Source organism: Georgenia sp. Z1491, from assembly GCF_049856175.1.
GTDB lineage: Bacteria > Actinomycetota > Actinomycetes > Actinomycetales > Actinomycetaceae > JB111.
In genome coordinates, this window is sequence record NZ_JBNDNA010000001.1 from 162,147 (window position 1) to 187,764 (window position 25,618).

The window sequence follows — 25,618 nt, forward strand, 5'->3', positions numbered from 1 at the left end:
GTACGCTGCCAGGACCGTGACTCCTCCTCCCGCCGCCAAGCGCCCGACGATCGCCGACGTCGCACGCGAGGCGGGGGTCTCCCGCACCACGGTGTCGCACGCCCTCAACGACCGGGGCCAGGTGCATGTCGGCACCCGCGACCACGTGAAGGAGGTCGCGGCCCGCCTCGGCTACCGACCCAGCGTCCGGGCCCAGCGTCTGCGGACCGGGCGTTCCCGCACCGTCGCCCTCCTCTCGGCGATGCCGGCCGCGGTCTCCGGCGGGCCCTCGCGTCTCGGATTCTTCACCGAGCTCGCGGTCGGGTGCGCCGAGAACGCGCTGACGCGGGGCTACAGCCTCGTCCTGGTCCCGCCGTCGGAGGATCCCGCCGCCCTGGCCGTGCTGGACATCGACGGGGCGATCCTCCTCGAGCCGCCGGGTCAGGACCCGCTCGCGGCCGAGCTCACGCAGCGAGGGGTCCCGTTCGTGACGATCGGGGAGGACCTCGGCGGCGCGCACGCGCGCCCGTCGGTCGACCTGCGCCACCGTGACGTCGCCGAGCTGCTGCTCACCCACCTGCGGGCACAGGGGGCACGGCGCGTCGGCCTCGTCCTCGGCTCCAGCGGACGACAGTCGCAGGAGACCTTCCGGGCGGTGCACCGAGAGCTCGCCGAGGCAGACGGCGTGACCCCGGTGGTCGTGACGGCCGACGAGCGCCTCGGGGAGGACGCGGGATACGCGGCGACCCGGGGCCTCCTCGAGGCGCACCCCGAGCTGGATGCGCTGTGCGTCCCGATCGACGCGTTCGCCTCCGGGGCCGCCCGTGCCGCATCCGAGGCCGGGCGCCGGGTGGGGAAGGACCTCCTGGTGGCGACCCGTTACGACGGTGTCCGTGCGCGGGCGGCACGGCCCCAGCTCACGGCGGTCGACCTGCACCTCGCGGAGGTCTCCCGTGCGGCGGTGGACCTGCTGCTGCTCGAGCTCGGCGAGACGGCGCCGGGGCCCCCCGCGCAGGTGCCCGCCCCCGTGCTCGTCGCGCGCGCCTCGACGAGGTCCGGCGGCCCCGCGGGCTAGCCGAACAGGTGGCCGCGCACGCCCAGCAGCATCGTGTCCCCGGGCTCGGTCTCGCGCAGGTACCGCGAGACCAGGTGCTCGGGGATCGCGATGCAGCCGGCCGTGGCCACCGGGTTGGCGTGCAGGAAGATCGCGTAGCCCATGCCTTCCCGGACGGCACTGTCCGGCGGGCGGTTGTAGTTGACGACGGCGCCCTGGCGGTAGTCGCCGCCCCGGGTGTGGGCGAGCCGCCACATGTTCTCGTCCGGCATGGTGTTCGCGAGGCTCGGCGTCGCTGCGTCGTAGTACCGGTTGTAGTTGACGCCCGGCGTCCCGCCCCACCGCGAGTACGGCGTGAGGATCCTGTGGTCGAGCGCCGTGCCCGGGTCGTAGAGACCGAAGGACTCCGTCACCGAGTACGCGCCGGTCGGCGTGCGGTAGGTGTGCCAGGCGGCCGGCTGACCGGGGCGGGCGGTGCCGTTCGCGCCGATGCGTGCGGACGTCGACCAGCGCTCGCGGTAGGCCTCCGACCCGGGGACCCGCTCGCACACGGTGAAGGTCGCCCACGAGGTCGACCAGGTCTCCGCGACGGCCATCGACACGCGCCCGGTCAGTCCCGTGTCGTAGCGGGACTGACCCAGGGAGAGCGGGGCGCAGCGTCCCCAGGTGGACCGGTCGGCCGAGCGCGCCCCGACGGTGTCGGTGCCGTTCCCGTCCCAGTCACCGAGGAACGTCACGTCGTAGGCGGCCGCGTAGGTGAACGACCGGTCGGCGTGGACCTGGCCGTGGCTGTCGCTCACGTGCACGGTGCTGCCCCGTCGCACCTGGAAGGTGTCGGTGCCGTCGCCGTCGGTGTCGCCCACGAGGACGCTGTCGGTGGCCCGTCCGTACGGCCACTGGACGCTCGCGGGGCCGCTGGTCAGCGTGTTGCGGACGTGGATCTGGATCCCGCGGCGGATGGCGATCGTGTCGAGGCCGTCGGCGTCGTAGTCGCCCACGTGGACCTCGTCGCCCACCCTGCCGTAGTCGAACGACAACGTCGCGAACCCGGCCGAGTTCGAGTTGCGCACGAGGAACGTGTTGCCGCGACGCACGGCGGGGGTGTCGCCCCCGTCGCCGTCCCAGTCCCCGAAGAAGACCTCGTCGCCGGCGCGACCGTAGACGAACCGGTGCGCGGTCACGGCCGACCCGCCGGACCCGGAGACGTGGAACTCGGCGCCGCGGCGCACGATCATCTCGTCGGTCCCGTTGCCGTCGGTGTCCGCGATGTACACCTCGTCGCCGGCGCGGCCGAAGATCACCTGCCGGGAGGTGGCGCCCGTGGGGGAGTCGGACAGGTGGAACGTCGGCGAGCCGCCGACCGACCCGATCGTGCCGCCCTGGTCGGGCGCGGGGCCCGCGTCGGCGCTCGCGGAGTCCGGCAGGACCACGGGCGGGGAGCCGTCGGTGGTGTCCTCCCCGTCCGGGACCGGGGCGGCTCCGGCGGGCGGACCGAGGGCGGTGACGCCCAGGAACGCGGCGCCGAGCGTGGCGACCAGGCGCCGGACGCCCGGCCCCGACCTGGCGGGGAGCGGCAGGGACGGGCGGGCGACGTGGCGCACGGGCGCTCCGATCAGTGCAGGGACGACGTCGGCGTGGATCCACCGCGAATGTAGCGGTGATCGGCGCCCCTGGGGAGGGCCCGTGCGGCGCGTCCTCAGGCGCCGCCGCGTCCTCAGGCGCTGCCGCGTCCTCAGGCGCTGCCGCGTCCTCAGGCGCCGCCGGAGACGAACTCGTGGATCGCCGTCGCGAGTCGCGCGTCCTCGACGCCGTGCCACTCGCCGGGCAGGATCGCGGCCGTCACGGCGGGGACCTTCTCGTCGAGCTCCCGCACGCCGTCGAGCATGCCGGGGTCCGTGGCGTCCGAGGCGATGACCAGCGTGGGTGTCGTGACCGACGCGAACCGCTCCGCCGGGGTCCCCGGGAGGAACGTCAGCTCGTGCACGATCGTCCGGGTGTTCTCCAGGTCCTGCTCGCTCGGGGGCGGCATCTCGTCGAGGATCTCGGCCGGGACGCCGACGACCTCGACGTCGAACCAGCGCCGGGCCGCGGCCAGGTCCTCGTCGATGAGTCGTCGCGCGTGCTCCCGCGCGGCGAGCCCCGGGTCCTCGGGCATGAGCGGCGGCTCGAGCAGGGCGAGGCGGGCGACCGGGGCGCCGGCCTCGGCCGCCAGCAGGAGCAGGGTGGCGCCGGAGGAGAATCCGTAGGCGGTGACGGGCCGGCCCTCGGCGAGGCCGACGACCGCCGCGAGGTCCTCCAGCTCACGCTCGAACGTGTACGGCTCGGTGGTCCCGCTCTCGCCCGTGCCGCGGCGGTCGTACGTCCACACCGTGAAGTGCTCGGCGAGCGCGGCGGGAAGGCCGGGCTGCGGGGTGGCTGTCCGGGACGTGGCCACGCAGTGGACCATCACGAGGTCGGGCCCCGAGCCGGTGCGGCTCCAGGCGAGCTCGGTCCCGTCCGCCGAGGTGACGGTGCCGTGGTCGGTGGGTGCGGCGTCGGACGGGTGCGCGGTGGTCGGGCGGGTATCGCCGAGGCCGGTCTCGGTCGGGCCGGAGGTGGTCACGATGGCTCCTTCGTCAGGTCGTGCGGTGCGTGCGGTTCGCGGCGGGGCGGTTGGGTGCGGGCGGCGCGGTCCGTGGCAGGACCCGGCACGGGCGCGTCGGTGCGCAGCCACTGCGCGACGGGCCGGCCGTCGCGGCGCCACCACGTGCCGGCGGGGGTCTGGGGCCAGCCGTCCGGCGAGTCCTCCCACTTCTCCTGGCGACCGAGCAGCGTCCGGTCGAGCACGAGGTTGGCCATGTCGAGCAGCTCGGTGCCGCGCGCGATCGTCTGCCACGCGAGGTAGACGACCGCCCCGTCGCGGACGAACGTCCGCAGCTGCCCGCCGCCTGCCACGGCCGGGTCGTCCAGCGCGAGCTCGACCGAGTACCAGGGCATCGTCCACCCCATGAAGTCGCGGTACGCGGCGAGCTCTGGCCACGCGCCCTCGCTGAGGACCGCGAAGGTGACGTCGCGCTCGGCCAGGTAGGCGCGGGTCGCCTCGGAGACCTGGCTCATGGAGAAGGTGCAGCCCTCGCACTGCCGGTGGAGGGGCTCCCCGTGGTGCCACATGAACGAGTAGGTGACGAGCTGGCGGCGTCCCTCGAACGCCCGGGCGAGGGACCCCTCGCCCTCGGCACCGACGAGCCGGACCGGCCCGACCCGGGTGACGGGGAGCCGGCGCCGGGCCGCGGCGAGAGCGTCGCCGGCACGGGTGTGGGCCTTCTCGGCCACGAGGTGCTCGGCCTGGGCGCGTTCCCAGGCGGTGCGGTCGACAGCGCTGTCGGCGAGGTCCATGGCGATATGTTTAACAGAGCGAACACTATCGTGTCCATAGCGGACGTGGGACGATGGTGCCATGCCGATCAAGCGTTCCTACGCGGACCACGGGGATGCCTGCGCCACCGCCCACGCCACGGAGCTCCTCGGCGACCGGTGGACGTATCCGATCCTGCGGGAGCTCATGCTCGGACCGAAGCGGTTCGTCGAGCTCGCCGAGGGCCTGCACGGCGTCACCCCCGCGGTGCTGACCACGCGGCTGCGGACCATGCGGGAGGTGGGTCTCGTAGAGCGCGTCGAGCTCCCGGCGCCTGCACGCGCCACCGCCTACCGGGTGACCGACTGGGGCCGGGAGCTGCGTCCCGTCCTCGACGCTCTGGGCCGGTGGGCGATGAGGTCCCCGGTCCGGGACGACTCCGGCGGCCTCACGCCGGACGGGGCCGTGCAGTCGATGCTCACGATGGCGCCGGCTGCCGCCCCGACGCCGGGGGTGGAGATCGGGCTGCGCCTGCACGACGCCCGGAGCTCCACGGCCCGCCCCTACGACTACCGGCTCTCCTGGGGGCAGACGCTCGAGATCGTGCGTGAGCCCGTCCCGACCGCGCGCGCCCTGGTGGCCGGCGACTCCTCCACCTGGGTGGCCGTCCTCTACGACGGCGTCCCGCTCGAGAAGATGGACGTCTCCGGGAACCGGGCCGAGGTCCGGCGTCTGATCGACGCCTTCGCCGCCTGAGGGCACCGCGCGGGCGTTCCTGCGTGTCGGACGTGAGACGACCGGCGGATGCCCGGCACCGCAGCCCCGGTAGCCGGTAGCGTCCGCACGGCGCGGACGGGCGTCGACATCGTCCCCGCGAGCACCGGACCACACACGACGAGGGGACAAGACCGGATGGCACAGAACGTGATGTTCTCGGGAGGGATCCCGGCGGACGGGGCGGAGGGCGTGTTCACCCTCCTGGCCGACACGATCGGGGACCGCGCCCTGAGCTGGCCCGACGGCGAGACCACCCCGCAGCGGCGCGGCTGGATCGGTGCGGTCAACAACGAGGTGCTCGCCACCGCCCCGTGCTTCGAGGAGGTCGACGCCGACCTCGGGCAGCCCGGCGACCACGCGTACCAGGTCTTCCGGACGCTCCGGATCCGCCCGGGTGCGACCGTGGACCTGCGCGGGCACCTGCCCTACGCGCGCGACGCCATCGACTCCTACCGCACCTTCACGCGCCTCAAGGGCGAGGGACGGATCCCGGACGGCACGCGGTTCCAGGTGTCGGTCCCGGGCGCGCACGACGTCGTGTCGATCACCTTCCCCGACGTCGAGGAGTGGCCGGTCGTCGTCGCCGCCTGGCAGGAGGCGCTGCAGGAGGAGTACCGCCGCATCCTCGAGGTCGTCCCGGCCGAGGAGCTGTGCGTCCAGGTCGACTACTGCACCGAGATGATCCACATCGGCGGCACATGGGCGCAGCTGTTCGCCTGGGTGCCGGACGAGCCGGCCGAGAGCCTGTTCGAGACCTACACGTCTCAGGACTACATCCGGGGCCACCTGGCCGGGCTGCCCGACGACGTCCGGATCGGCATCCACGTCTGTTGCGGCACCTCGCCCAGCTTCCCGGTCCAGGACCTGGCGGACATCGGGCTCCCGGTGCGGCTGTCCAACGCCATCCAGCGCGCCTCGGGCGGCGTGATCGACTTCTTCCACCTGCCGGCGCTCGTCGACTCCGGCGATGCCTACTTCGCCCCGCTCGCGGATCTCGACGCCGGCGGGGCCACGATCTACCTCGGCCTCGAGTGCAACGACGGCATCGAGGCGATGGACCGGCGGATGGCCGCGGCGCGCACGTACCTGCCGGACTTCGGGGTGGCGCACTACTGCGGCTACTTCTGGAACCAGGCGATCATGCCCGAGCTGCTCGCGACCCTCGCCGAGGGTGCGGACCGGCAGGCCGCCACCCTCTGACGGGACGGCGGGGCCGCCCGGCCGGCACGGCCACGCTGTGACTTCGTCTGCTGAATGGCGGGGTTCTTCGGTCGCTTCGTGGCGGGGTCAGGTGACACCGATGACCAGGGTGCTCTGTGCGGCTTCGATGACGTCGTTGGTGATGGTGTCGAGTTCGTTGATCTTCAGGACCCGCTGGATCTGGGGGAAGAGGCGTTCGAGGAGCCGGAAGTTGCCGCGGGTGATCCGTGCGATGGCTGCGATGGCTTGGGCGTCGGTGAAGTCGTCGGGGTCGAGGGTCTTGCCGAGGGATCGCCAGTGTCGCTCGAGGACGAACAGCAGTTCGTCTTGTCCCAGGGGCCGGTACTGGTGGGCGAAGCCGACTCGGCTGTAGAACTGGGGGTAGTGGCTGAACTGCTTCTCCAGGCCGGGCATGCCGATCAGGATCAGGGCGATGCCGTCGCGGTCGTAGCGATCGCGCAGCAGTTCCAGCGCGGCGGGACGCAGTCGTTCGGCCTCGTCGACGATGATCAGCTCCACGTAGTTCCTGCCGTGTCGCCATCCCCAGGCCTCGGGAGTGGCCGTGCCGGGAGGTACGAGGTGCTGCTCGATGCACATGTTGGTGCGGGTGATGGCTTGGGTCAGCTCGTCCTTCAGGGTCCGCGGGGTGGTCAGCACGCTGGGGGTGTAGAGCACGGTGCGGCTCCGGTTCAAGGCGGCGTAGATCTTGGCGTCGTTGTCGGAGCGCGGCCCCCAGTAGGTCAGCAGGTCATGAGCCTTCTCGTAGTGTGCGTAGCGGCGTGCGGAGAGTGTCTTTCCTACGCCGGCTGATCCGAAGCACAAACCGATGGTGTGCCCGCGGCGCACGGCGTCGGCGAACTCGGTGAAGCGGCGGTGCTCCTTGGTGACGATGAAGCGCTGGCTCACCTGAGGTCCTCCTTGTAGATCTTCAACGCCGACCTCGGCGCCGGAGCCGGTGCTTCGGTGATCCGTGGCGTCTCGGTAGGTGCGGCCACGAGGGCGATGCGTTCGTTGATGCCGGCTCGCAGCGCCCGGCGGCGGGCGTTGCGCGCGGCCTGGATCTCCTTGAGGCTGACCTTCTGGTCGTGGTGCTCTTGGTTGACGGCCTTGCAGACGAATTCGTCGTGATCGAAGACGCGGATCTCGGTGATGTCGCGGGGGTCGTAGCGGATCACGACCGAGCGTCCGACGTAGCCGGCCAGAGTTGGCGAGACGTAGCGCAGGCCCTGGAAGCGGATGCCATCGCGGCGCACGACGCGGGTCTTGGCGACGGTTAACAGCAGTCTGTCGAGGTCTTCCAGGCTCTCGGGCATTCGGGGCAGCCAGCCATCGGCGATCCACGCGCTGCGCGGGGAGGTTCCGAGCTCGCTGTGCGTGCGGTCGTTGTAGGTGGCCACGAACGCCTCCAGGGCGCTATCGAGGGCGGCCAGGGACAGTTTCGGTGTCGGCCAGGGGTGCCCTTCGGTGATGAGTCCGGGCAGGGTGGCGAGTAGCTCGGTGTTGATGGTGCCGAAGAACCGCTCGATCTTGCCCCGTCCCTGGGGTCGGGCGACGGTGGAGTGGATCAGTCGGATGTGGAGGTCGACGGCGGTGTGGGCGAGCTGGTCACTGGTGAAGTCGCTGCCGTGGTCGACGTAGAGCACGTCGGGCAGGCCGCACATCGGCCAGGCCGGGTCGGTCTTGTGCCAGATCGCTTGGCGCAGCGCCAGGGCGGTGTTCATCGCCGACGGTGCGCCCAGGAAGACTGTGTAGCCGCAGACCGCCCGCGAGCAGTCGTCGAGGATCGTTGTCAGCCATGGCCGTGCGGGCTTGCCGTCGGTGCCCACCACCAGGATGTCGAGCATGGTGTGATCGGATTGCCACATCGCGTTGGGCAGCTCTGCTTGCCGGCGTAGCACCAGCTCGTGCTTGTCGCGGTAGGACGCTGCGCCCTCCAGGGCGAGGGTGACCATGCCGGGATCCAGGGTCCGCACGATGTCCCACACCACCGAGTAGGAGGGGACCGGCCACCTCCGGGCGGCGCAGATGCCCGTGACTTTGCGATGGATCGTGGCGATGGCCGGCCGCGGCTTGCTCAGTGCCAGGCCCTCGATCAGGTCGACGAGGTCGGGCGGAAGGCGGCGGGAGCCGGCGTCCGCCCGTGAGGCCGTCTCCAGTCCGGCGTAGCCGTCGGCGCGGTAGCGGGCGTGCCAGCGCTCCAGGGTCCGCAGCCCTACATCGGTCTCGCGAGCTAAGCGCGCGAGGGGCACCTGGTCCTCGACGTGGAGCCTGAGGATTCGCCACCGCGCTCGAGCGTCCACGACGCACCTACTGCACGACGTTCTCGCGCCCGCGCTCGGCGCGCTGAAGGGCGCGGTAGACCGTGGAGCGGCCCACGCTGAACAGCTCGGCCAGCTCGCCCACGGTGTGCTCGTCGGCAGCATGTAGCTGGACGAGGTGAGCTTCTTGCCGGGGGGTGAGTTTCGGTGACTTCCCGCGCAGCCGGCCCTTGGCCTTGGCGACCTTCATCCCCTCGCGGGTGCGGGCACGGATGAGGTCGGCTTCGAACTCGGCGACCATCGCCAGCACGTTGAACAACAGTTTCCCCATCGGGTCGGTCGGGTCGTACACCGATCCGGCGATGCTCAGCTTCACTTCCCGCGCCGCGAGGTCGTCGGCGATCTGGTGGGCATCACGGACTGAACGCGCCAGCCGATCGAGCTTGGTGACCACGAACGTATCGCCGTCCCGACAGGCAGCCAGCGCCTGCCGCAGGCCCTCACGGTCGGCGTTGCGGCCCGTGAGCCCGTGATCGACGTAGATGCGCTTGGGATCGACGCCGAACGCCGCGAGTCCGTCACGCTGCGCGGTCAGGTCCTGCTCGTCGGTGGAGACTCGGGCATAGCCGACCTTCAAGGGGGACATGCTCCCCAGTGTGTCATATAGCCTCCCTTCACCGGACAGTTCACCGGACGGGTCTTACGGGACAACCCGCCAGGCGTGCCGCCGTTCCTCTCGATCAGTAGCGGTGGTGTCCGGTGAGGGTTCCCCATGCGGGCATGCGATCTGGGCTGACGCCTGTGACCGAGTATTCAGTTCGCGCTGTACAGTTCAGTCCATGCTGACTATTGCTTCGCGTCTCGACGTGATGAACCGCCTGGGTCGTGCACTGGCCGACCCCACTCGATCCCGGATCATCTTGACCCTGCTCGACCATCCCGCTTACCCGGCGGAACTGGCCCGAGATCTGGACCTGACACGCCCGAACGTGTCCAACCACCTGGCATGCCTGCGCGATTGCGGGATCGTCGCCTCCGAGCCCGAGGGTCGTCGGACACGATATGAGATCGCCGATTCGCACCTGGCGCAGGCGCTGACGGCACTGGTCGATGCCACCCTGGCAGTGGACGAAGACGCCCCGTGCATCGATCCCGCCTGCTCGCTTCCCGGATGCGACGCAGCTGGGGAGGGCGCATGATCCTCACCTCGGTCTTGCAGGCGATGGGCCTGTTCGCAGCGACCAACATCGACGACATCATCGTGCTCTCCCTCTTCTTCGCGCGAGGGGCAGGCCAGCGCGGCACTACCGCCCGCATTCTGGCCGGCCAGTACCTCGGATTCGCCGGCATCCTCGGTGCCGCGGTCCTGGTGACCATCGGCGCCGGAACATTCCTGCCCTCGGCAGCCATCCCGTACTTCGGTCTCATCCCTCTGGGCCTCGGCCTCTGGGCCGCATGGCAGGCCTGGCGCGGAGACGATGACGACGATGACGACGAGGCCAAGGTTGCCGGCAAGAAGGTCGGCGTGTGGACAGTCGCAGGCGTCACCCTTGCCAACGGCGGCGACAACATCGGCGTCTACACCCCTGTCTTCCTCAGCGTGGAACCTCTCGCAGTAGTCGCCTACTGCATCGTCTTCCTCGCGCTCGTCGCGGTCCTGGTGGCCCTGGCAAAGTTCGTCGCCACCCGCCCCCCGATCGCCGAAGTGCTCGAACGCTGGGAGCACATCCTCTTCCCCATCGTTCTCATCGGCCTCGGCATCGTGATCCTCGTCAGCGGCGGAGCCTTCGGACTCTGACGTAGCGGCAGCGATCCAAACGGCCCCGACCGGGCGCACCCCTCTCGGTTCAGACCGCGACACCTACCTGCAGCCAGTCCTGCGTGATCGCGGCAACAAGACCGCCACGGAGCGCTGCAAAAACCCCGCCACCAAGCGAACGAAGCCACAGCCACGCTCCGCCGCCCTACCCCCGCACGAGGTCCGGCGCGGGCGGGTCGAGCGTGAGCCCGGCGGAGCGGTAGGCGCCGATCCCGGCCGCGTTGTGCCCTTCCGTCTTCACCAGGACGCTCGAGGCGCCCATCCCGCGGAGGTGCGCCGCGGCGGCGAGCGTGATCGCGCGCCCGTACCCACGGCCGCGGTGGTCCCGGTGCGCGCCGAGCGGCTCGATGAGCCCGGGCCGGCCGGGCCCCGCCGACCACACGCTCGCCGCGGCGACCGCGGTGCCGGCGTCGTCGCGGACCAGCAGGCAGGCGGCGTCGGCGTAGGGCGGGGACGCGGCGAGCGTGCGCCACTGGTCGATCGTGAACCGCGAGGAGTCGAACGCGGCGTGCTGGAGCCCGACGCGCTCCGTCGCGGTGGCCGCGTCGACCACCTCGACCCGGACCCCGGGGTCCTCGACCGGTTCCGTGAGGTCACGGCGCAGCGCAGCCCAGGTCTCGCCCGCGCGCCAGCCAGAGCCGAGCAGCGCGTCCGACAGGGCCGTCCCGGCCGGTACCTCGACGGCGGCCGCGCCGTCGGCGAGGAGGCCTCGGGCGGGGTCGGCGACGTCGTCGGCGACGGCCCGTGCCAGGGCCCCGTCCGACGCGAGAGCGGGGTCGATCCCCATCCGCACGAGCCCGGGACCGTCGAGGAAGCCGACGGCGACCAGCCGACCGTCGCGGTGCCACGTCCGCAGGGCGGTCGCGGCGGTCTCGGCGCCGAGGCGCCAGTGCCACGCGACGTCGCCGGGGTGCAGCTGGGTCGGCGCCCCGTCGAGCTGCCACGGTCGCAGGCTCCCGACGACGCCGGGCAGTTCTTCCACGGTCGGCGTGGACAGCGTGATCGTCATGTGGTGATCACAGCGCACGGCGAATGGGTGGGTCGACCGGAAATCGGCGGAGCCGCTGTCGTTGCCGGCGCGGGGCGTCGGCACGTTGATCGGTGATCGGTGATCGCAGCCGCGCCCCCGTGACAGCAGATGCCGTCGTCGCGCCATGGACGATCTGGCCGCGCTGGCGAGGTCCAGCGACGAGGCTGTCGCTCGAGCGCGGCGGGTACTCGTGGCAGGTGTCCGCCGGGCGGCCGCCCGGGGCATGTCGCAGCGCACTGTCGCGCGCGAGATCGGCCGGAGCCAGCCGGAGGTGTCGAGGCTGCTGCGGTTCCACTCCGGCAGCCCTCTCGGTCGCAGACTGCGTGCGGTCCGGGACGACGTGCGTCGGACGGTGGCGGCTGCCGGAGGAAGCAATGTTCGCGTGTTCGGCTCGGTCGCCATGGGGTGATGACAGCGCAGGAGCCCGTGGCGGTCGATGGTTCGCCCTGGCGTGGTATCGCGGTTGATACCTTCGGAGCCATGGCCATGGCCATGGCCTTGCGCCTCACCGATGCAGAGACCGACGCACTGCGCCGTCGTGCCGAGCTCGAGTCGCGTTCGATGCAGGACGTTGCACGGCAGGCCGTCCGTGAGTACGTGGACAACCACAGTCGGGCGGAGCTGCTGGACCGGGTGCTGGACCACGAGCTGCCGAGGTACCGGGAGGCGCTGGATCGGCTCAGTCGGTGATCTATCTGAGTCCGGCTGATCTCCTGCACGTCGCCGAGAGGGCGATCGGCGCGGTGCCGGTGGTCCGCGACCACGGGCTCCTGGCTTCCGCGTCAGCCCGGCCGCAGGCGACGGCCTTCGGAGCCGACGCCTATCAGGAGCTCGAGGACAAGGTTGCCGCGCTCCTGCACTCACTGGCCTGCAACCATGCGCTGGTCGATGGCAACGAGCGCCTCGCGCTGGGTGCGACGATCGCCTTCCTCGGGGTCAACGGGCGGCGACTCACCCTCACCAACGATGAGGCGTACCACCAGGTGATGACGGTCGCCGAGGGTGCGCAGGAGGACATCGCGGGACTCGCGGCACGGATCCGGTCCGGTTCCCGTCCGTGGTGATCGACGGCTCCGCCTGATCCACTGCCCATGCGTGTGCGCGGGATCGAAACGGCGCCGAGGGCGCGGTATGTCGCCGAGGGCGCGGGTTCTCGCCGAGTGGGAGGCCGCTGGGCGTCCGTTCGGTACGCTGACCGTGTCCTCGGCGTCGGCCGGCCGACGCAGGAGCACCCGCAGGTGTCTGTCGCTGCCGTCGACGTCACGTCGGCAGCCCACCGACGCCGGCCGACCTCAGGACCGAGGCCCGAGCCGCTCCGGCAGGCCCAGCTCGGCGAACCGGTCCGCGGCGTCCAGCCAGGTGGTGGCGCGCCGGACCCGGCCCGCGTCCGTCTCCAGACCGAGGACGGCGAACGGCACCCAGCCGGCGCCCTCGGGCCGGTACTGGCCGAACATCGTCGTGCCGTTCGCCGCGAACGGCACGAGCCGGTGCCCCTGACATCCTCCCGGCGTCGCGAACGCCTCGAGCACGTGCGCGCGCCCGTCGAGCCACCAGGAGAACGGGGGCATCGACGTACGCACGTCCTCGTGGAGGACCGCGCGCATGAGGTCGACGTCGTGCGCCTCGAACGCCGCCTGGTAGCGGGCGAGCAGCGCCTCGTCGACGGGAGCGGCGTCCGCTCCGGCTCCCGACGGGAGACGTGCTGCGGCTCCCGGTGCGGCGCCCGCCCCAACTCCCGGTGCGTGGCCCGCCCCAGTTCCCGGTGCGTGGCCCGCCCCAGTTCCCGGTGCGGCGCCCGCCCCGTCGCCCGGGCCGGCGTCGGCGCCCGCCCCGTCGCCCGCCTCGGCCCCGGCGTCGGCCCGGAGCGCCTGCCGTGCCCGCCGGAGGGTGGAGTGCGTGGCGCTCGCCGAGAGCCCGAGCGCCTCCCCGGTCTCCGCCGCGCTCATCCGGTACACGTCCCGCAGCAGGAGGACGGCACGCTGCTGGGCGGAGAGTCGCTGCAGGGCGAGCACGAACGCCACCCGGAGGCTTTCCCGGCCCACAGCGCGCTCGGCGGGGTCCACGCTGCGCGAGTCGGCGATCGGGGTCACCCAGCGCTCGGGCTCCGGCTCGGCGAGCGGCGTCTCCGGCGAGCTCGGCCCGGTGAGGTCCATCGGCAGCGCGCGCCGCTGGACGCGGCGGTGCAGGTCGATGCACACGCGCGACGCCGCGGCATAGGCCCAGCTGCGCAGCGAGCCCCGGGCCGGGTCGAAGCTGCCGGCGGACCGCCACAGCCGGACGAGGGTCTCCTGGACCGCGTCCTCCGCCTCGTGCGCGTCGCCCAGCATCCGGTAGCAGAGCCCCGTCAGCCCCTGGCGCAGTCCGTCCAGCTCCTCCGCGCTCACCGCGGGTGCGGGGTGCGCCTCGCTCGTCACCACGCCCATGACGCTACGGCGCGACCGCTCCGGGCAGTGGCCGCCTGGCCGTGAGCATGGCCAGGAGCTCGGTGGCCGGCGCCTCGACGATGCGGTCGCCCCCGCCGACGCTCACGTTTGCGTCCGTCGCGACGAGCCGGTAGTTCTTGAGCCCGACGCCGAAGAACCCCCAGTTCTCCGGCCCGCCGCCGGAGATCGCGCGGGCGACGGTCCCGGCCGGTGGGCCCGGCAGCCCGAGCGGCACGGTGATGTCGAGGCCGTGGATGACGTCGTGTGCGAGAGCGCCCTCGAAGCCGTCGCCGTCGGGGGACCACCGACTCTCGATGCCGGACCGGTAGAGGTCGAGCAGCTCGGCGTCGGTGCGGGCGGCCGCGTCCTCGCGGGCCCAGCGGTCGAGCATGGCGTTCATGTCCTCGATCGAGCTGATCTCGGCCGAGCCGTACTCCTCGTCGGCGTGGGTGAGGTGCGCGGTCATGTGGGCCACCACCTCCCGGACCGTCCAGTGCTCGCACAGGCTGCTCGCCCGCCACTGCTGCGCCGTCAGCTCGGCGAGGAGGTCGGCCAGCCGGGTGCGCTCGGTGACCAGGATGTCGAAGGTCGGTGTCATGGGAGCTCTCCTGTCGATGCGGGACGGCGGTCGCCGGCCCCACCGGTGGATACGCAGCGGCGTCCCGAGATTCGTCGCGGCCGCTCCGGGACCCGTCGCCGTCGTCGCTGCCGGCCCGACGGTCCGGCGGCCGGTCGCGCCGCTGCCGGTGCCCGTCGCGACCCCGGCCCGGGCTACTGTCAGGAGCACCATGGCCACGCCGACCGCCGATGCCCCCACCCGGCTTCAGGTCCCGATCTCGCTGCTCGACCGCTCCCGCACCCGGGAGGGCGAGCCGGCAGGCGCCGCCCTCGCCAGCACGGTCGAGCGCGCCGTCCGCGCGGAACGGCTCGGCCTGGGCCGCGTCTGGGTCGCCGAGCACCACGCGGTGCCGGGCATCGCGAGCGGCGCGCCGCCCCTGCTCATGGCCGCGATCGCCGCCCGCACCGAGCGCATCCGCGTCGCCTCCGCGGGCGTCATGCTGCCCAACCACGCGCCGCTCGTCGTCGCCGAGCAGGCCCGGATGCTCGAGGCCCTGCACCCGGGCCGGATCGACCTCGGTGTGGGCCGCTCGCTCGGCTTCACCGCGCCGGTGCGCGAGGCCCTCGGCGTCACGCGGTACCCGCCGGCCGAGTTCTCCGCCGACATCGAAGCCCTCGCCGCGTTCTTCGCCGACGACGGCCCGGTCACCGCGATGCCCCGCGGAGTCGCCCCGCCGCCCGTCTACGTGCTCGCCGGCCGGTCGGGCCTCGCGGTGGCGGCCGAGCGCGGGCTGCCCGTCGTCGTCGGGGGCCCGATCCTGTGGGGCGACCTCGCTGCCCTGGACGGCTACCGTCGCGACTTCCGCCCCTCGCCCGCGAACCCCGAGCCGCGGCTCCTCGTCAGCGTCGACGTGCTGATCGCCGAGACCGCCGACCGCGCCCGGGCGCTCGCGCTGCACGAGGCGTGGGCGATGGTCGAGTCCACCGCCCTTGGCGCGTTCCCACCCCTGCGGACGGCGCCGCACGCGCGGTTGACCGACAAGCAGGAGGCTGCCGTCCAGCAGCACCTCGACCTGGGGATCTCCGGGACCCGGGACGAGGTCGCCGCCCGGCTGGCGGACCTCGTGGCGCGCACGGGGGCGAGCGAGGTCGTGGCGTTCTCGTCCACCGCCGACCGCACGGCGCTCGCCGCCTCGGACGCTGCGCTCGCCGAGCTGTCCGGTCCGGCCGGCGGGTAGCGGCCCGGCGAACCCGGTGCGGGCACGCACCGGGGCGCGGCCCCGAACCCGGTGCGGGTCCGCGCCCCGATGCGTGCCCGCACTCCGGGACACCGCCCTACCGGCCCAGGCGGCGCAGCAGGACCAGGGCGAGCGGGACGCAGACGGCGATGATCGCCAGCGGCCACGCCACCGCCATGAGCTGGCCGTTCTCGGCCACCCACGACGACGCCGGCCCACCGCCCGCGCCGAACAGCTCGCGCGCGGCCACCACCGTGGACGACAGCGGGTTCCACGCCGCGACCCCCGCCAGCCAGCCCGGCATGAGGGTGGTCGGCACGATCGTCTCGGCCACCATCGCCAACGGGAACACGAGCGCAAAGTACTTCATCGCCGCCTCCGGCCCGCTGACGAGCAGCCCGAGCACGACCCCGATCCACGAGAACGCGAGCCGCAGCAGCAGGAGCAGGCCGAGCGCGCCGACCGCGGCCGCCGGCCCCGCGTGCCACTGCCAGCCGAGCAGGGCACCCATCCCGAGCAGGATCGTCAGCTCGACGACGGCGGTCGCCAGGTCCGCGAGCGCCCGCCCGGCGAGGATCGCGGTGGGCGACGTCGGCATCGACCGCATCCGGTCCACGACGCTGTCCCGCACGTCGGCGGCGACCGACACGGTGGTGGCCCCGATGCCGAAGGCCATCGTGAGGACGAGGACCCCGGGCAGGAGGAACTCCCGGTAGTCCCCGCCCGGGGCGGACATCGCCGCGCCGAACGCGTCGCCGAGGACGAGCCCGAACATCGCCATCGCCATGACGGGCAGGAGCAGCGTGCTGAGCAGCTCGTCGGGGCGGCGGTGGAGCCGGCGCAGGTGACGGCCGGCGATCACCCACGTGTCCGAGGCCGCCTTTCCGAGCCGCACGAGCGCCGGCGACGCGGCACCGCCGAGGCCGCGGCGGGTCGGCGGGGCCGACGCGCTGACGGCGTCGGCGGTGAGCTGCCGCGCCGGCGCGGGGCCCCGGCGGGTGAGGGACGCCGTCGGGGACGGGAGGGCGGGCGAGGAGACGAGGTGCGCGGTCATGGGCGCGGTCCTTCCGTGGCGTCGGGCGCGGTCAGCTGGAGGAAGACGTCGTCGAGGTCGGGCCTGCGCAGCGCGAGGTCCTCCGCGGGCACGCCGACGTCGGCGAGAGCGCGTGCGGCGCGGGCCAGGGCGTCGGTCGTCCCCGTCAGGGGGACCGTGACCCGGCGGCTGCCGGGGTCGACGTCCGGCACGGCGCCGAGCGCCGCGGCGAGCGCGGCCACGACCGGCGCCAGGGGCGCCCCCGGCGGGACCATGACCTCGAGCCGGCTGCCGCCGGTCGACGCCTTGAGCTCCTCGGGCGAGCCCTCGACCGCGATCCGCCCCCCGCGCACGAGCGAGATCCGGTGGCAGAGGCGGTCGGCCTCCTCCAGGTACTGGGTGGTGAGCAGCACCGTGGTCCCGCCGGCGGCGAGCTCGCGCACGGCGTCCCAGACCTCGCTGCGGCTGCGTGGGTCGAGGCCGGTGGTCGGCTCGTCGAGGAACAGGACGAGCGGGCTGCGGATGAGGCTGACCGCGAGGTCGAGCCGCCGTCGCATGCCTCCCGAGTAGTGCCCGACGGGCCGGTCCGCGGCGCCCGCGAGGTCGAACCGGTCGAGCAGCTCGTCCGCGCGGGCGCGTGCCGCGCGGGGCCGCAGCCGGTGCAGGCGGGCGAACATCCGCAGGTTCTCGCGGCCGGTGAGGACCTGGTCGAGGGCGGCGTGCTGGCCGGCGACCCCGATGCGCTCCCGGACGGCCGCCGGGTCGCGCGCGACGTCGTGCCCCGCCACCCGGACCTGCCCCGAGTCGAAGCGCTGGAGCGTGGCGAGGATGCGCACCGTGGTGGTCTTGCCCGCGCCGTTCGGGCCGAGCAGCCCGTGCACGGTGCCCGGGGCGACGGCGAGGTCGAGCCCGTCGAGGACGGGCGGCCGACCCGGGTAGGACGTGCGCAGACCGACGGCGAGGACGGCGGGCGTCTCGGTGCCCCCGGCCGCGCTCATGCGGCCCTCACGAGGGTGAACGCCTCGGCGGAGGGGGTCGGGACGACGGCCCTCCCCATGTGGGCGGTGGAACCCGCCGGCGGCGCGGCGGGTGCCCCGACGACGGGCAGCGCGGCGGCCGGGACCCGGCCGTGGCCGCCGCTGTGCACGGTCACCTCGGCGAACCTGCCCAGGGCGATGCGCGCGGTGTTGAGCAGCGACTCGCTGCCCTCGTCGTAGTAGGCGAGGTGGCCGGTGATGTCGCCCGTGCCGATGCGCACGGCCCCGAACGCGGGGTGCAGCGGCGAGCGCCCCAGCCCGAGCGGGCCGAGCCGGACGCGCGGGAAGTGGCGGATCCAGTCCGTCGGCGCCTGCGCGGCCCAGATGCGAGCGCCCCGGGCGGCGTCCGCTCGGCGCAGCACACCCATGCCGGGGCTGCCGAGCGCCACGACGTCGTCGATCCTGGCGTCGGCCAGGGCGAGCCCGGTGACCGTGGTGCCGTAGGAGTGGCCGACCACGGTGAGGTGCGCCGAGCGCGGCAGGTAGTGGGTGAACCGGGCGAGGTCCCTCGCACCGTCTCGGGCGTACCGGATCGAGAAGGAGGCGCGCAGGTCCGGCGCGGTGCGGTAGCCGACCCACGCGACCACCGCGGTGCGGGCCGCGGGGTCGATGCCGGCCATGGTCGCGAGCATGAGCCGGGCCCGCGAGCGCAGGGCGAGCGGGCCCCGGGCGCGGAAGTAGTTGCCCTGGTGGTGGCCGTTGCCCGGGACCATCACCACGACGTGGTCGGCGGTGGCGAGGTCGCCGAACACCTCGACGACCCGCGGGCCGCCCGGAGGGTCGATCGCGAGGAGCTGGTGGCCGTCGACCGTGCGAGGTCCGTAGTGGAGCGGTGTCGTCGTCATGCCGGGAACGCTAGGAACGCGCTTCGGGGCTCCGCGTCACCCGCTGGAGCCATTCGTCCCCCCTACCGGGGTAGTGCCTGCCGCCCCCCGCACGCGACCCCCGGTAGGCCCCCGGAGGGCCCCGGGGCGATTCCCGGCGCACACGTGGACGTGCGCCGCGAGACCGCGGTCCGCCGCAGCACGACCGCGAGCACACCGACGGCCCCGTGCCCGGTGCGCCCCCGGGGTTCCGCGCGGCCGACCCTGACAGACTGAGCGGCGATGACCTCCGTGAGCCGCACCCGCCGGACCAGCCGCCCGCTCTCCGCCCGCCGCACCGCGCCCACCGCCGTGGCGGCGCTCGCCCTCGTCCTGGCCGGGTGCTCCGGCGCCGGGGACGACGAGACCGGCGGCGAGCAGACCGACTCCTCCTCTCAGAACGGCTCCGCCACGGACGGGCCCGAGTCCTCGTCCGGCGAGACCCCGTCCGGCGGCGAGACGGCCACGGACGGCGAGGCCCCCTCCGACGGCACCGCCGAGGCGGTCGATCCCGCGGACCACCTCACCGACCCCGAGCTCCTCGAGCAGGTCGAGTGGGCGCTCGCCAACCTCGAGGAGGACGCGGAGGGGCCGGAGGCCGCAGACGTCGAGGAGCGCTTCTCCGACGAGATGCTCGCCCAGATCCCCGCCGAGCAGTTCACCCAGGTCTTCGCCCAGCTGCGCTCCGGCGCCCCCTACACCGTCACCGCCGTCGCCGAGTCGCGCGAAGCCATGCCTACCGCCGAGCTGCGCCTGGACTCCGACGCGCAGCCGCTGATCATGACGGCGGTCATGGGCGACGACGGACGGCTCGGCGGGCTGTCCTTCGTGCCCGACACCGCCGGCGAGGCTCCCGATCTCGGTGCCTGGGAGGACCTCGACGAGAGCCTGACGGAGGTCGGCGGCGAGAGCCAGGTCGTGGTGGGCAGCGTCTCCGGCGGGGAGTGCACGATCGAGTACACGACCGAGGGCGTCGAGGACGGCGGAGTCCCGGCGCCCAGCGGGTCGGTGTTCAAGCTCGTCGTGCTCGCCGCGCTGGTCGACGCCGTCGAGGCCGGCGAGATCGCCTGGGAGGACGAGCTGACGATCACCGACGAGCTGCGCTCCCTGCCGTCCGGCATCCTCCAGGAGCGCGAGGCCGGGTCCACGGTCACCGTGACCGAGGCGGCCGAGCTGATGATCTCGATCAGCGACAACACGGCCACCGACCTCCTGCTCGACGCCGTCGGGCAGGACCGGGTCGCCGGCGCCGCCGAGGCCGCGGGCCTCGACACCGACCGCCTCCTGCCGCTGGCGAGCACGCGCGACTTCTTCCAGCTCGGCTGGCAGGTCGACGACTCCGTGCGCGCGGAGTTCGAGGCAGCCACGTCCCCCGAGGAGCGTCAGGCCGTCCTCGACGCCCTGCCGGTCGAGCTCGACATCGACCCCGCGGCCGTCACCGAGCCGCGCTGGCAGGAGGGGGTGGGCTGGAATCTCACCGGGGCAGAGATCTGTTCGGTGCACGCGCTGCTCCAGGAGCAGGCCGGGTCCGAGGCCGGCGGGCCGGTCCGCGACATCCTCTCCGAGAACCCCGGCGTGGGCGTGCCCGACGCCGCCACGTACCAGGGGTTCAAGGGGGGCTCGGCCCCGGGTGTGCTCGCCTTCTCCTTCTACCTCGAGGCGGACGGCGACGACGAGGGGGCCGGCCGGGTGCTCGTCGTCCAGACGCGCAGCGACCAGGCGATCGACCAGATGCGGGCCACGACGATCGTCGGCGCCGGCGTCGGGCTCCTCGCCGAGCAGTAGGGGCCGGCGGCCGGGCCCACGGCGCCAGGGTAGACGGGTAGATGGCGGGAGAGGTAGATTCTACCCATGGGGCTCAACATCAAGAACGAGCGGGTGCACGCGCTCGCACGCGAGGCGGCGCGCGTGACGGGCAAGACGCAGACGAGCGCGATCGAGGAGGCGCTCGAACGCCTGTTGACCGCGCACGGCGAGGACCCGGCCCGCGCTCGCGCGCAGGAGCGCATGCGTCGGGTCCGGTCGATCGTCGCCGAGTACGCCGAGCTCCCGGTGGCGCCGGCTCGGGAGGGACGCGTGACCGAGGTCGACGACCTGTACGACGAGGTCACGGGACTGCCGCGGTGATCGTCGACTCGTCGGCGCTCATCGCCGTCCTCCGCGGCGAGCCGGGCTGGGAGCAGGTCGCCCAGGTGGCTGTCGACGGCAGCTGCCGGATGTCGACAGCCACCTGGCTCGAGGCGTCCGTCGTGGCGGACCAGCGTGCTCCGGGGGGCGGGGAGCGACTCGACGACCTCGTCGACGCCCTCGGGATCGAGCTCGTCCCGCTCAGCGTGCGGGACGCCCAGGTGGCCCGGCTCGCCTACCGGCGGTTCGGACGAGGGTCGGGATCGCAGGCGATGCTCAACCTGGGTGACTGCTTCTCGTACGCGCTCGCGGCGACCTCCGGGGAGCCCTTGCTGTACGTCGGTGACTACTTCTCCGCGACGGACATCGCCTCCGCGATGTGACCGCGCCCGGGTCGGCGGGCCCGCGGATGACGTCGGGCGCGCGCTCAGCCCCAGGGCTCGGCGAGCACCGCGTCCCAGAAGTCGGCCATGTACGCGGGTCGGTCGGACGAGCCCATGCCCCGCCAGGTGAGCAGCACGGCGGTGACGTCCCGCTCCGGGTAGACCCACAGGCTCGTGCCGGTCCCGCCGTCCCAGCCGAACCCGCCCTGGTCGTCGATGCCGACGCCGAGGCCCCAGGCCCAGCCGGTCTCGAGGAACCCCTCGGCCCAGGGCCGCGTGGCGTCGGTCAGGGAGTCGGTCCGCATCGCGCGCACCGAGTCGGCGCCGAGCAGGCGCGCTCCCGCATCCGCACCGTGCTGCTTCTCGGGCGGCGCCAGGCCCTCGTCGAGGAGCATCTGGCCGAGCCGCAGGAGGTCCGCCGCAGTGGAGACCAGACCGGCGGCGCCCGAGCAGAAGACGGGCCGCCGGGTCAACGCCGGGGCCGCGGCGGGCGCGAGCTCGGAGGAGGTGCCGTCCTCGCCGACCCACGCGAACGCCGGCACGCGGTGCAGCGCCGCGGCCGGCACCGTGTACCCCGTCTCCGTCATGCCCAGGGGTGCGAGCAGCCGGTCGCGCAGGATGTCGTCGAACCCTCGGCCGGTGGCTGCCTCGACGATCACCGTCAGCGCGTCGAACGACGACTGGTACAGCCACCCCTGCCCGGGCTGGTGCGCCATCGGCAGCCCGGCGACCTGCTCGGACCACTCCTCGGGTGCGATCGCCGGACCGGTCCAGCCCGAGAGGATCCCGCCGTCCTGCGACGCAGCGGTCAGCGGCTCGTCCGCGGCGGCGTCGAGGTCGTAGCCGAGACCGAGCCCCATGAGCAGCAGGTCCCGCACCGTGAGCTCGCGCGCGGCCGGGACCGTGTCGTCGAGCCCCCCGTGGCGCTCGCGCAGCACGGCGCGGTCGCGCCACGCCGGCACCCACCGGGACAGCGGGTCCTCGAGGGAGAGGACCTCGTCCTCGGTCAGGGCGAGCACCAGCGCGGACGTCGCGGGCTTGGTCAGCGACGCCACGCGCACCAGGGCGTCCTCGGCGAGACCGCCGGCGGCCGCCACGGTCACGCGTCGGCCGTGCCGCGGCCCGGAGGCGATGCCCCACACGGCGCCGGGCGCGGGACCTTCCTCAGCGTGGGCGCGCATGACCTGCGCGACCGCGGCCGCCCGGACGTCGTGCCTCGTCGCCATGCCCGCGACACTAGCGGCGGCGGGCCCGACGCGTGGACCTACCATCGGGGGCGTGAGGGCCCCGTCGTCCGTCGATCTGCGCAGCCTGGTGACGATTGCGCCGAGCCCGCCGAGGCTCGCCGTCGCCCTGCGGGCGCCCGTGGCGATCGGTCTGCCGCTGGTGGTGGCGACCGCGTTCGACCAGACATCGGTGGGTTTCCTCGCGAGCCTCGGCGCGACCGGTGGCACCGACCCGTGGCTCATCCTCTCGGCGGCTGCGGTAGGAGCCGTGAGTGCCGTCGTCGTCGGCACCTCCGACATCTGGCTGCGCCGGCACGGCATCGAGGAGGCGGCCGTCGCCCACGCCGAGCGCACCGTCGCGCGCTTCGAGCAGGCCGCCCGGTCCGGTGACCCGGGGGACCTGGACCGGCTGCGTCCCGAGGCGTCGACCGCGCTGCACGCCGCCTGGACCGCCGTCACCGACGGCGGGTCCGCCGCAGGCTTCGAGTCGCGCCTCCAGCTGGTCCACGAGCGCTACGCCGCGACGTCGGCCCACGTGTCCGGGCGGCTGACCGGCGTCGACCCGCGACCGTGGGAGAACGCGGTGGACCGCGCCGACGAGCCCGCCCGGGACACCACGGAGCTCGCCGGCGCCGACCTCGGGCGGTCGGACGCCGAGCAGCGGCACATCGAGCGCACCCAGGTCCGCTACTCCTCGCTCGGTCGGCCGGGCGCCGGAACCTCCTGCGGCAGGCCGCCTGGTGGCCCTCGGAGAGCATGCTCGTGGCCCTGCGCGTGCTGCTCGCCACCGGCGTCGCAGGCACGATCGCCACCCTCATCGGCAACGACCACGTCTACTGGGCGGTGGTGTTCGCCGCCCTCGTCGTGCAGACGGGCGGCACGCGCTACGCCCAGGCCACCAAGGCGCTGCAGCGGGTGCTGGGCACCGCGCTCGGGCTCGGGGTCTTCGCCGTCGTGCTCGCTGCCGACCCGCGGTCGTGGTGGCTCGTGGCCACGGTCATCCTCCTGCAGGGCACGGTCGAGCTGCTCGTGACCCGGAACTACATGCTCGCGGTCGCCGTCATCACGCCGCTGGCGATGACCATCTCGGTGACGGTGACCGGCATGAGCACGGAGACGGTGGTCGGGGACCGCGCCCTTGACACGGTCATCGGCGTCGGCACGGCGGTTCTCGTGCTCGTCCTCAGCGGCCTGGGCGGGAAGGAGGTCGTCCTGCGCGCGCACGCCTGCCGCGTGGCGATCGCCCTCGACGCCGTGCTCGCCGACCTCGTCGCGGGCGAGGACGACACGCCCGACGTCGTCCGGCGCAGGCAGCACCTCTACGTCGAGCTCCTCGAGTCGGACACCGTCGCGCGGCGGGCGCTCGCCGACGCTCCGCGTCAGGTCGCGCCCTTCCGGGACATGGAGCGCGTCCTGTCCGACGTGGGCTACCTCGTCCTCGGTGCCGCGTGGCACCAGCACCTGTGGGGGCGCCGGGAGCGGTTCGTCCGCGCGCGCGAGCGCCTGGCGCTCACGCTCGGCCGACGGGTGACCGAGCGGCGGCCCGCGGCGGAGCTCACCGCGGAGCTGCGCGCCGTCGAGGCTGCCCTGACCGGCGCGTGAGCGGGCGCGCGGTCGGAGCGCGACCGGCGTACATCCGGCGAGGCGGAGCCGTCCCCCTTGCAACATACAACCCGATGGTTGTACGTTGGTGGTGTGATCGAGGCGGGGGACGAGGACCGGGCGGACGCCCTGTTCCACGCCCTCGCCGACCGGACCCGGCGAGACATCCTGCGCCGGGTCCTGGCCGGGGAGCACTCGGTCTCGGCGCTCGCGGCGAGCTACGACATGAGCTTCGCCGCGGTGCAGAAGCACGTCCGCGTCCTCGAGACGGCCGGCCTGCTCACCAAGCGGCGCAGCGGTCGCGAGCAGCTGGCCTCGGGGGACGTCTCGGCGGTCCGTTCGGTGGCCTCCCTGCTCGGCGAGCTGGAGGGCGTCTGGAGGGGCCGCGTCGAACGGATCGACGCGCTGCTCGCGCGCGAGCTGACACCCGAGGAGGACTGACATGCCCGTCATCGACTTCACCACCGACGTTCCCGGCAGGACCATCACCATCACGGCGCGGTTCGACGCGCCCGTCGAGCGGATCTGGGCGCTGTACACGGATCCGCGCCAGCTCGAGCAGGTCTGGGGCCCGCCCGGCTACCCGGCCACGTTCGTCGAGCACGACGTCCGGGTGGGCGGACGCAGCAGCTACTACATGACCGGGCCCGACGGCGAGCGCTACGGCGGCTGGTGGCAGATCACCGCCGTGGACGAGCCGCACACCCTGGAGTTCGACGACGGGTTCGCCGACGCCGACCTCAACCCGACGACGACCATGCCCGTCTCGCACAACGTGTACCGGTTCGGGCCCGACGGCGAGGGGACGACACTCGTCGCGACCTCGACCTTCGAGTCGGAGGAGGGGATCCGCACGGTCGTCGAGATGGGGGTCGAGGAGGGCACGCGGGACGCGATGAACCAGATCGACGGGTTCCTCGCGGCCCACTGATCGACGCACGGCGACCGGGGCGGGGGCCGGCGCGGAGCGCCTCCGCCCCGGTCCACCGCGACGCGCCGGGGCGATCTGTGCGCGCGGGCGTCGCGTGCCAGCATGAGGAGATGATCGTTCCGACCAGGTCGGCCGCCGCCGTCGGATGCCTGCTCGTCGCCCTCGGTGCCTCGGGCTGCTCGGGGGACCAGCGATCCGTCCCGTCGATGGTCGTGGCCTGGCCGCAGGAGCCGACCTCCACCAGCGAGCCCGCGACCGGCGCCGCGGCGTCCGGCACGGACGGTGACGCCGGGGACCCCGGCGCGGACGCGAGCGCACCGGTCGACCTCGAGGCGCTCGACGCCGCCCGCACGGACACCGTCGAGGACGCCGGCGCGCTCCGCGCCCTCCTCGACGCGGTCGGCCTGGACGACCTGGGCGAGTACAGCGTATCCGTCGACCCCGGGGCCTCTCCGGTCGTGCTCGAGATCGGCTGGGACGAGCCCGCGCCGTCCGCCGCGCGGTGGCCGGACACGGTGGAGGAGCGCGGCGTGCTGCTGCTCGCGACGATCGCCGACCTCGACGAGATCCGCTTCCACCTGGAGGGCGGCACCGGTACGGACGGTCACGTCGACCGGGCCTCGGCCGACCGCCTGCTGGAGGAGCCGGTCGACGAGCTCGGCGCCACGACCGAGGGGCTGCGCGAGATCCTCGACCGCGTCGATCCCTGACCGGGTCCGCGACCGGTGTCGGCGGTCGGTGCCACC

At 73.6% G+C, this 25,618-nt stretch carries 28 protein-coding genes; 15 read left to right on the forward strand and 13 right to left on the reverse strand.

Annotated elements, in window-relative coordinates:
- The first annotated feature begins 16 nt into the window (after positions 1–16).
- A complete protein-coding gene (locus ACPYO4_RS00780) occupies positions 17–1,054 on the forward strand; it encodes a LacI family DNA-binding transcriptional regulator (protein ID WP_425707294.1) in 1,038 nt (345 codons plus the stop codon).
- Here the strand turns inward: ACPYO4_RS00780 and ACPYO4_RS00785 are convergent.
- The 3 genes from ACPYO4_RS00785 to ACPYO4_RS00795 all read right to left on the reverse strand — a co-directional run bounded on the left by ACPYO4_RS00785 (position 1,051) and on the right by ACPYO4_RS00795 (position 4,408).
- Complete coding sequence (locus ACPYO4_RS00785) at positions 1,051–2,634, reverse strand: hypothetical protein (protein WP_425707295.1); 1,584 nt, start codon at positions 2,632–2,634, stop codon at positions 1,051–1,053. The genes ACPYO4_RS00780 and ACPYO4_RS00785 overlap by 4 nt on opposite strands.
- A gap of 149 nt (positions 2,635–2,783) precedes the next feature.
- Positions 2,784–3,635 carry an alpha/beta fold hydrolase gene (locus ACPYO4_RS00790; RefSeq protein ID WP_425707296.1) on the reverse strand — a complete coding sequence of 284 codons (852 nt, stop codon included), beginning with the start codon at positions 3,633–3,635 and terminating at the stop codon, positions 2,784–2,786.
- A complete protein-coding gene (locus tag ACPYO4_RS00795; protein WP_425707297.1) occupies positions 3,632–4,408 on the reverse strand; it encodes a DUF899 family protein in 777 nt (258 codons plus the stop codon). The genes ACPYO4_RS00790 and ACPYO4_RS00795 overlap by 4 nt, the downstream gene beginning before the upstream one ends.
- Before the next feature lie 61 nt (positions 4,409–4,469).
- Here ACPYO4_RS00795 and ACPYO4_RS00800 point away from each other — a divergent pair, with 61 nt between their 5' ends.
- Both ACPYO4_RS00800 and ACPYO4_RS00805 read left to right on the forward strand, forming a co-directional pair.
- Complete coding sequence (locus tag ACPYO4_RS00800; protein WP_425707298.1) at positions 4,470–5,123, forward strand: winged helix-turn-helix transcriptional regulator; 654 nt, start codon at positions 4,470–4,472, stop codon at positions 5,121–5,123.
- A 156-nt stretch (positions 5,124–5,279) separates the two neighbouring features.
- On the forward strand, positions 5,280–6,344 hold the full coding sequence (locus ACPYO4_RS00805) for a hypothetical protein (RefSeq protein ID WP_425707299.1): 1,065 nt from the start codon (positions 5,280–5,282) through the stop codon (positions 6,342–6,344).
- 87 nt (positions 6,345–6,431) lie between these two features.
- On the opposite strand, the gene ACPYO4_RS00810 is transcribed toward ACPYO4_RS00805, so the two are convergent.
- The 3 genes from ACPYO4_RS00810 to ACPYO4_RS00820 are packed head-to-tail and all read right to left on the reverse strand — an operon-like array spanning position 6,432 to position 9,248.
- A complete protein-coding gene (locus tag ACPYO4_RS00810) occupies positions 6,432–7,250 on the reverse strand; it encodes an AAA family ATPase (protein ID WP_010552309.1) in 819 nt (272 codons plus the stop codon).
- The gene (locus ACPYO4_RS00815; protein WP_095797975.1) at positions 7,247–8,644 is read right to left on the reverse strand and encodes a Mu transposase C-terminal domain-containing protein; all 1,398 of its coding nucleotides are present in this window, start codon (positions 8,642–8,644) and stop codon (positions 7,247–7,249) included. Before ACPYO4_RS00815 ends, ACPYO4_RS00810 begins: the two co-directional genes overlap by 4 nt.
- Positions 8,645–8,651: 7 nt before the next feature.
- The gene (locus ACPYO4_RS00820; RefSeq protein WP_006590953.1) at positions 8,652–9,248 is read right to left on the reverse strand and encodes a recombinase family protein; all 597 of its coding nucleotides are present in this window, start codon (positions 9,246–9,248) and stop codon (positions 8,652–8,654) included.
- Between the two features lie 193 nt (positions 9,249–9,441).
- On the opposite strand from ACPYO4_RS00820, the gene cmtR reads away from it, so the two are divergent.
- Positions 9,442–9,801, forward strand: a complete 360-nt coding sequence (gene cmtR / locus ACPYO4_RS00825; protein WP_082157299.1) for a Cd(II)/Pb(II)-sensing metalloregulatory transcriptional regulator CmtR — start codon at positions 9,442–9,444, stop codon at positions 9,799–9,801.
- Positions 9,798–10,400, forward strand: coding sequence for a cadmium resistance transporter (locus tag ACPYO4_RS00830; RefSeq protein WP_038992391.1), 603 nt, complete (start codon positions 9,798–9,800; stop codon positions 10,398–10,400). Before cmtR ends, ACPYO4_RS00830 begins: the two co-directional genes overlap by 4 nt.
- A gap of 166 nt (positions 10,401–10,566) precedes the next feature.
- Here the strand turns inward: ACPYO4_RS00830 and ACPYO4_RS00835 are convergent, their stop codons facing one another.
- Complete coding sequence (locus ACPYO4_RS00835; RefSeq protein ID WP_425707300.1) at positions 10,567–11,430, reverse strand: GNAT family N-acetyltransferase; 864 nt, start codon at positions 11,428–11,430, stop codon at positions 10,567–10,569.
- A 429-nt stretch (positions 11,431–11,859) separates the two neighbouring features.
- On the opposite strand from ACPYO4_RS00835, the gene ACPYO4_RS00840 reads away from it, so the two are divergent.
- Both ACPYO4_RS00840 and ACPYO4_RS00845 read left to right on the forward strand, forming a co-directional pair.
- Positions 11,860–12,141 (forward strand): ribbon-helix-helix protein, CopG family, encoded by a 282-nt coding sequence (locus tag ACPYO4_RS00840; RefSeq protein WP_425707301.1) that lies wholly within the window; start codon positions 11,860–11,862, stop codon positions 12,139–12,141.
- Entirely contained in the window at positions 12,138–12,515 is a 378-nt protein-coding gene (locus tag ACPYO4_RS00845) for a type II toxin-antitoxin system death-on-curing family toxin (protein ID WP_425707302.1), read from the forward strand. The genes ACPYO4_RS00840 and ACPYO4_RS00845 overlap by 4 nt, the downstream gene beginning before the upstream one ends.
- A 228-nt stretch (positions 12,516–12,743) precedes the next feature.
- Here the strand turns inward: ACPYO4_RS00845 and ACPYO4_RS00850 are convergent, their stop codons facing one another.
- Positions 12,744–13,868: a sigma-70 family RNA polymerase sigma factor gene (locus ACPYO4_RS00850; protein ID WP_425707303.1), complete on the reverse strand. Its 1,125-nt coding sequence runs from the start codon at positions 13,866–13,868 to the stop codon at positions 12,744–12,746.
- Positions 13,869–13,878: 10 nt separating this feature from the next.
- On the reverse strand, positions 13,879–14,472 hold the full coding sequence (locus ACPYO4_RS00855; protein WP_425707304.1) for a maleylpyruvate isomerase family mycothiol-dependent enzyme: 594 nt from the start codon (positions 14,470–14,472) through the stop codon (positions 13,879–13,881).
- A 190-nt stretch (positions 14,473–14,662) separates the two neighbouring features.
- On the opposite strand from ACPYO4_RS00855, the gene ACPYO4_RS00860 reads away from it, so the two are divergent.
- Positions 14,663–15,670, forward strand: coding sequence for an MsnO8 family LLM class oxidoreductase (locus ACPYO4_RS00860; RefSeq protein WP_425707305.1), 1,008 nt, complete (start codon positions 14,663–14,665; stop codon positions 15,668–15,670).
- A 97-nt stretch (positions 15,671–15,767) separates the two neighbouring features.
- Here the strand turns inward: ACPYO4_RS00860 and ACPYO4_RS00865 are convergent, their stop codons facing one another.
- From ACPYO4_RS00865 to ACPYO4_RS00875, 3 genes are read right to left on the reverse strand one after another with little or no spacing between them, the layout of a single operon-like run.
- Positions 15,768–16,724, reverse strand: a complete 957-nt coding sequence (locus ACPYO4_RS00865; protein WP_425707306.1) for an ABC transporter permease — start codon at positions 16,722–16,724, stop codon at positions 15,768–15,770.
- Positions 16,721–17,701 carry an ABC transporter ATP-binding protein gene (locus ACPYO4_RS00870; RefSeq protein ID WP_425707307.1) on the reverse strand — a complete coding sequence of 327 codons (981 nt, stop codon included), beginning with the start codon at positions 17,699–17,701 and terminating at the stop codon, positions 16,721–16,723. Before ACPYO4_RS00870 ends, ACPYO4_RS00865 begins: the two co-directional genes overlap by 4 nt.
- On the reverse strand, positions 17,698–18,585 hold the full coding sequence (locus tag ACPYO4_RS00875; RefSeq protein ID WP_425707308.1) for an alpha/beta hydrolase: 888 nt from the start codon (positions 18,583–18,585) through the stop codon (positions 17,698–17,700). Before ACPYO4_RS00875 ends, ACPYO4_RS00870 begins: the two co-directional genes overlap by 4 nt.
- Before the next feature lie 261 nt (positions 18,586–18,846).
- Here ACPYO4_RS00875 and ACPYO4_RS00880 point away from each other — a divergent pair, with 261 nt between their 5' ends.
- From ACPYO4_RS00880 to ACPYO4_RS00890, 3 genes are all read left to right on the forward strand, one after another.
- A complete protein-coding gene (locus ACPYO4_RS00880; RefSeq protein WP_425707309.1) occupies positions 18,847–20,388 on the forward strand; it encodes a serine hydrolase in 1,542 nt (513 codons plus the stop codon).
- Between the two features lie 66 nt (positions 20,389–20,454).
- The gene (locus tag ACPYO4_RS00885) at positions 20,455–20,730 is read left to right on the forward strand and encodes a type II toxin-antitoxin system VapB family antitoxin (protein WP_425707310.1); all 276 of its coding nucleotides are present in this window, start codon (positions 20,455–20,457) and stop codon (positions 20,728–20,730) included.
- Positions 20,727–21,113: a type II toxin-antitoxin system VapC family toxin gene (locus ACPYO4_RS00890; protein ID WP_425707311.1), complete on the forward strand. Its 387-nt coding sequence runs from the start codon at positions 20,727–20,729 to the stop codon at positions 21,111–21,113. Before ACPYO4_RS00885 ends, ACPYO4_RS00890 begins: the two co-directional genes overlap by 4 nt.
- Positions 21,114–21,157: 44 nt before the next feature.
- Here the strand turns inward: ACPYO4_RS00890 and ACPYO4_RS00895 are convergent, their stop codons facing one another.
- Positions 21,158–22,339 carry a serine hydrolase domain-containing protein gene (locus tag ACPYO4_RS00895; RefSeq protein WP_425707312.1) on the reverse strand — a complete coding sequence of 394 codons (1,182 nt, stop codon included), beginning with the start codon at positions 22,337–22,339 and terminating at the stop codon, positions 21,158–21,160.
- A gap of 756 nt (positions 22,340–23,095) precedes the next feature.
- On the opposite strand from ACPYO4_RS00895, the gene ACPYO4_RS00900 reads away from it, so the two are divergent.
- The 4 genes from ACPYO4_RS00900 to ACPYO4_RS00915 all read left to right on the forward strand — a co-directional run bounded on the left by ACPYO4_RS00900 (position 23,096) and on the right by ACPYO4_RS00915 (position 25,582).
- Entirely contained in the window at positions 23,096–23,941 is an 846-nt protein-coding gene (locus tag ACPYO4_RS00900; protein ID WP_425707313.1) for an FUSC family protein, read from the forward strand.
- Between the two features lie 96 nt (positions 23,942–24,037).
- Positions 24,038–24,382: an ArsR/SmtB family transcription factor gene (locus ACPYO4_RS00905; protein ID WP_425707624.1), complete on the forward strand. Its 345-nt coding sequence runs from the start codon at positions 24,038–24,040 to the stop codon at positions 24,380–24,382.
- Position 24,383: 1 nt separating this feature from the next.
- A complete protein-coding gene (locus tag ACPYO4_RS00910; protein WP_425707314.1) occupies positions 24,384–24,872 on the forward strand; it encodes an SRPBCC family protein in 489 nt (162 codons plus the stop codon).
- A gap of 110 nt (positions 24,873–24,982) precedes the next feature.
- Positions 24,983–25,582, forward strand: coding sequence for a hypothetical protein (locus ACPYO4_RS00915; protein ID WP_425707315.1), 600 nt, complete (start codon positions 24,983–24,985; stop codon positions 25,580–25,582).
- Positions 25,583–25,618: the final 36 nt, after the last annotated feature.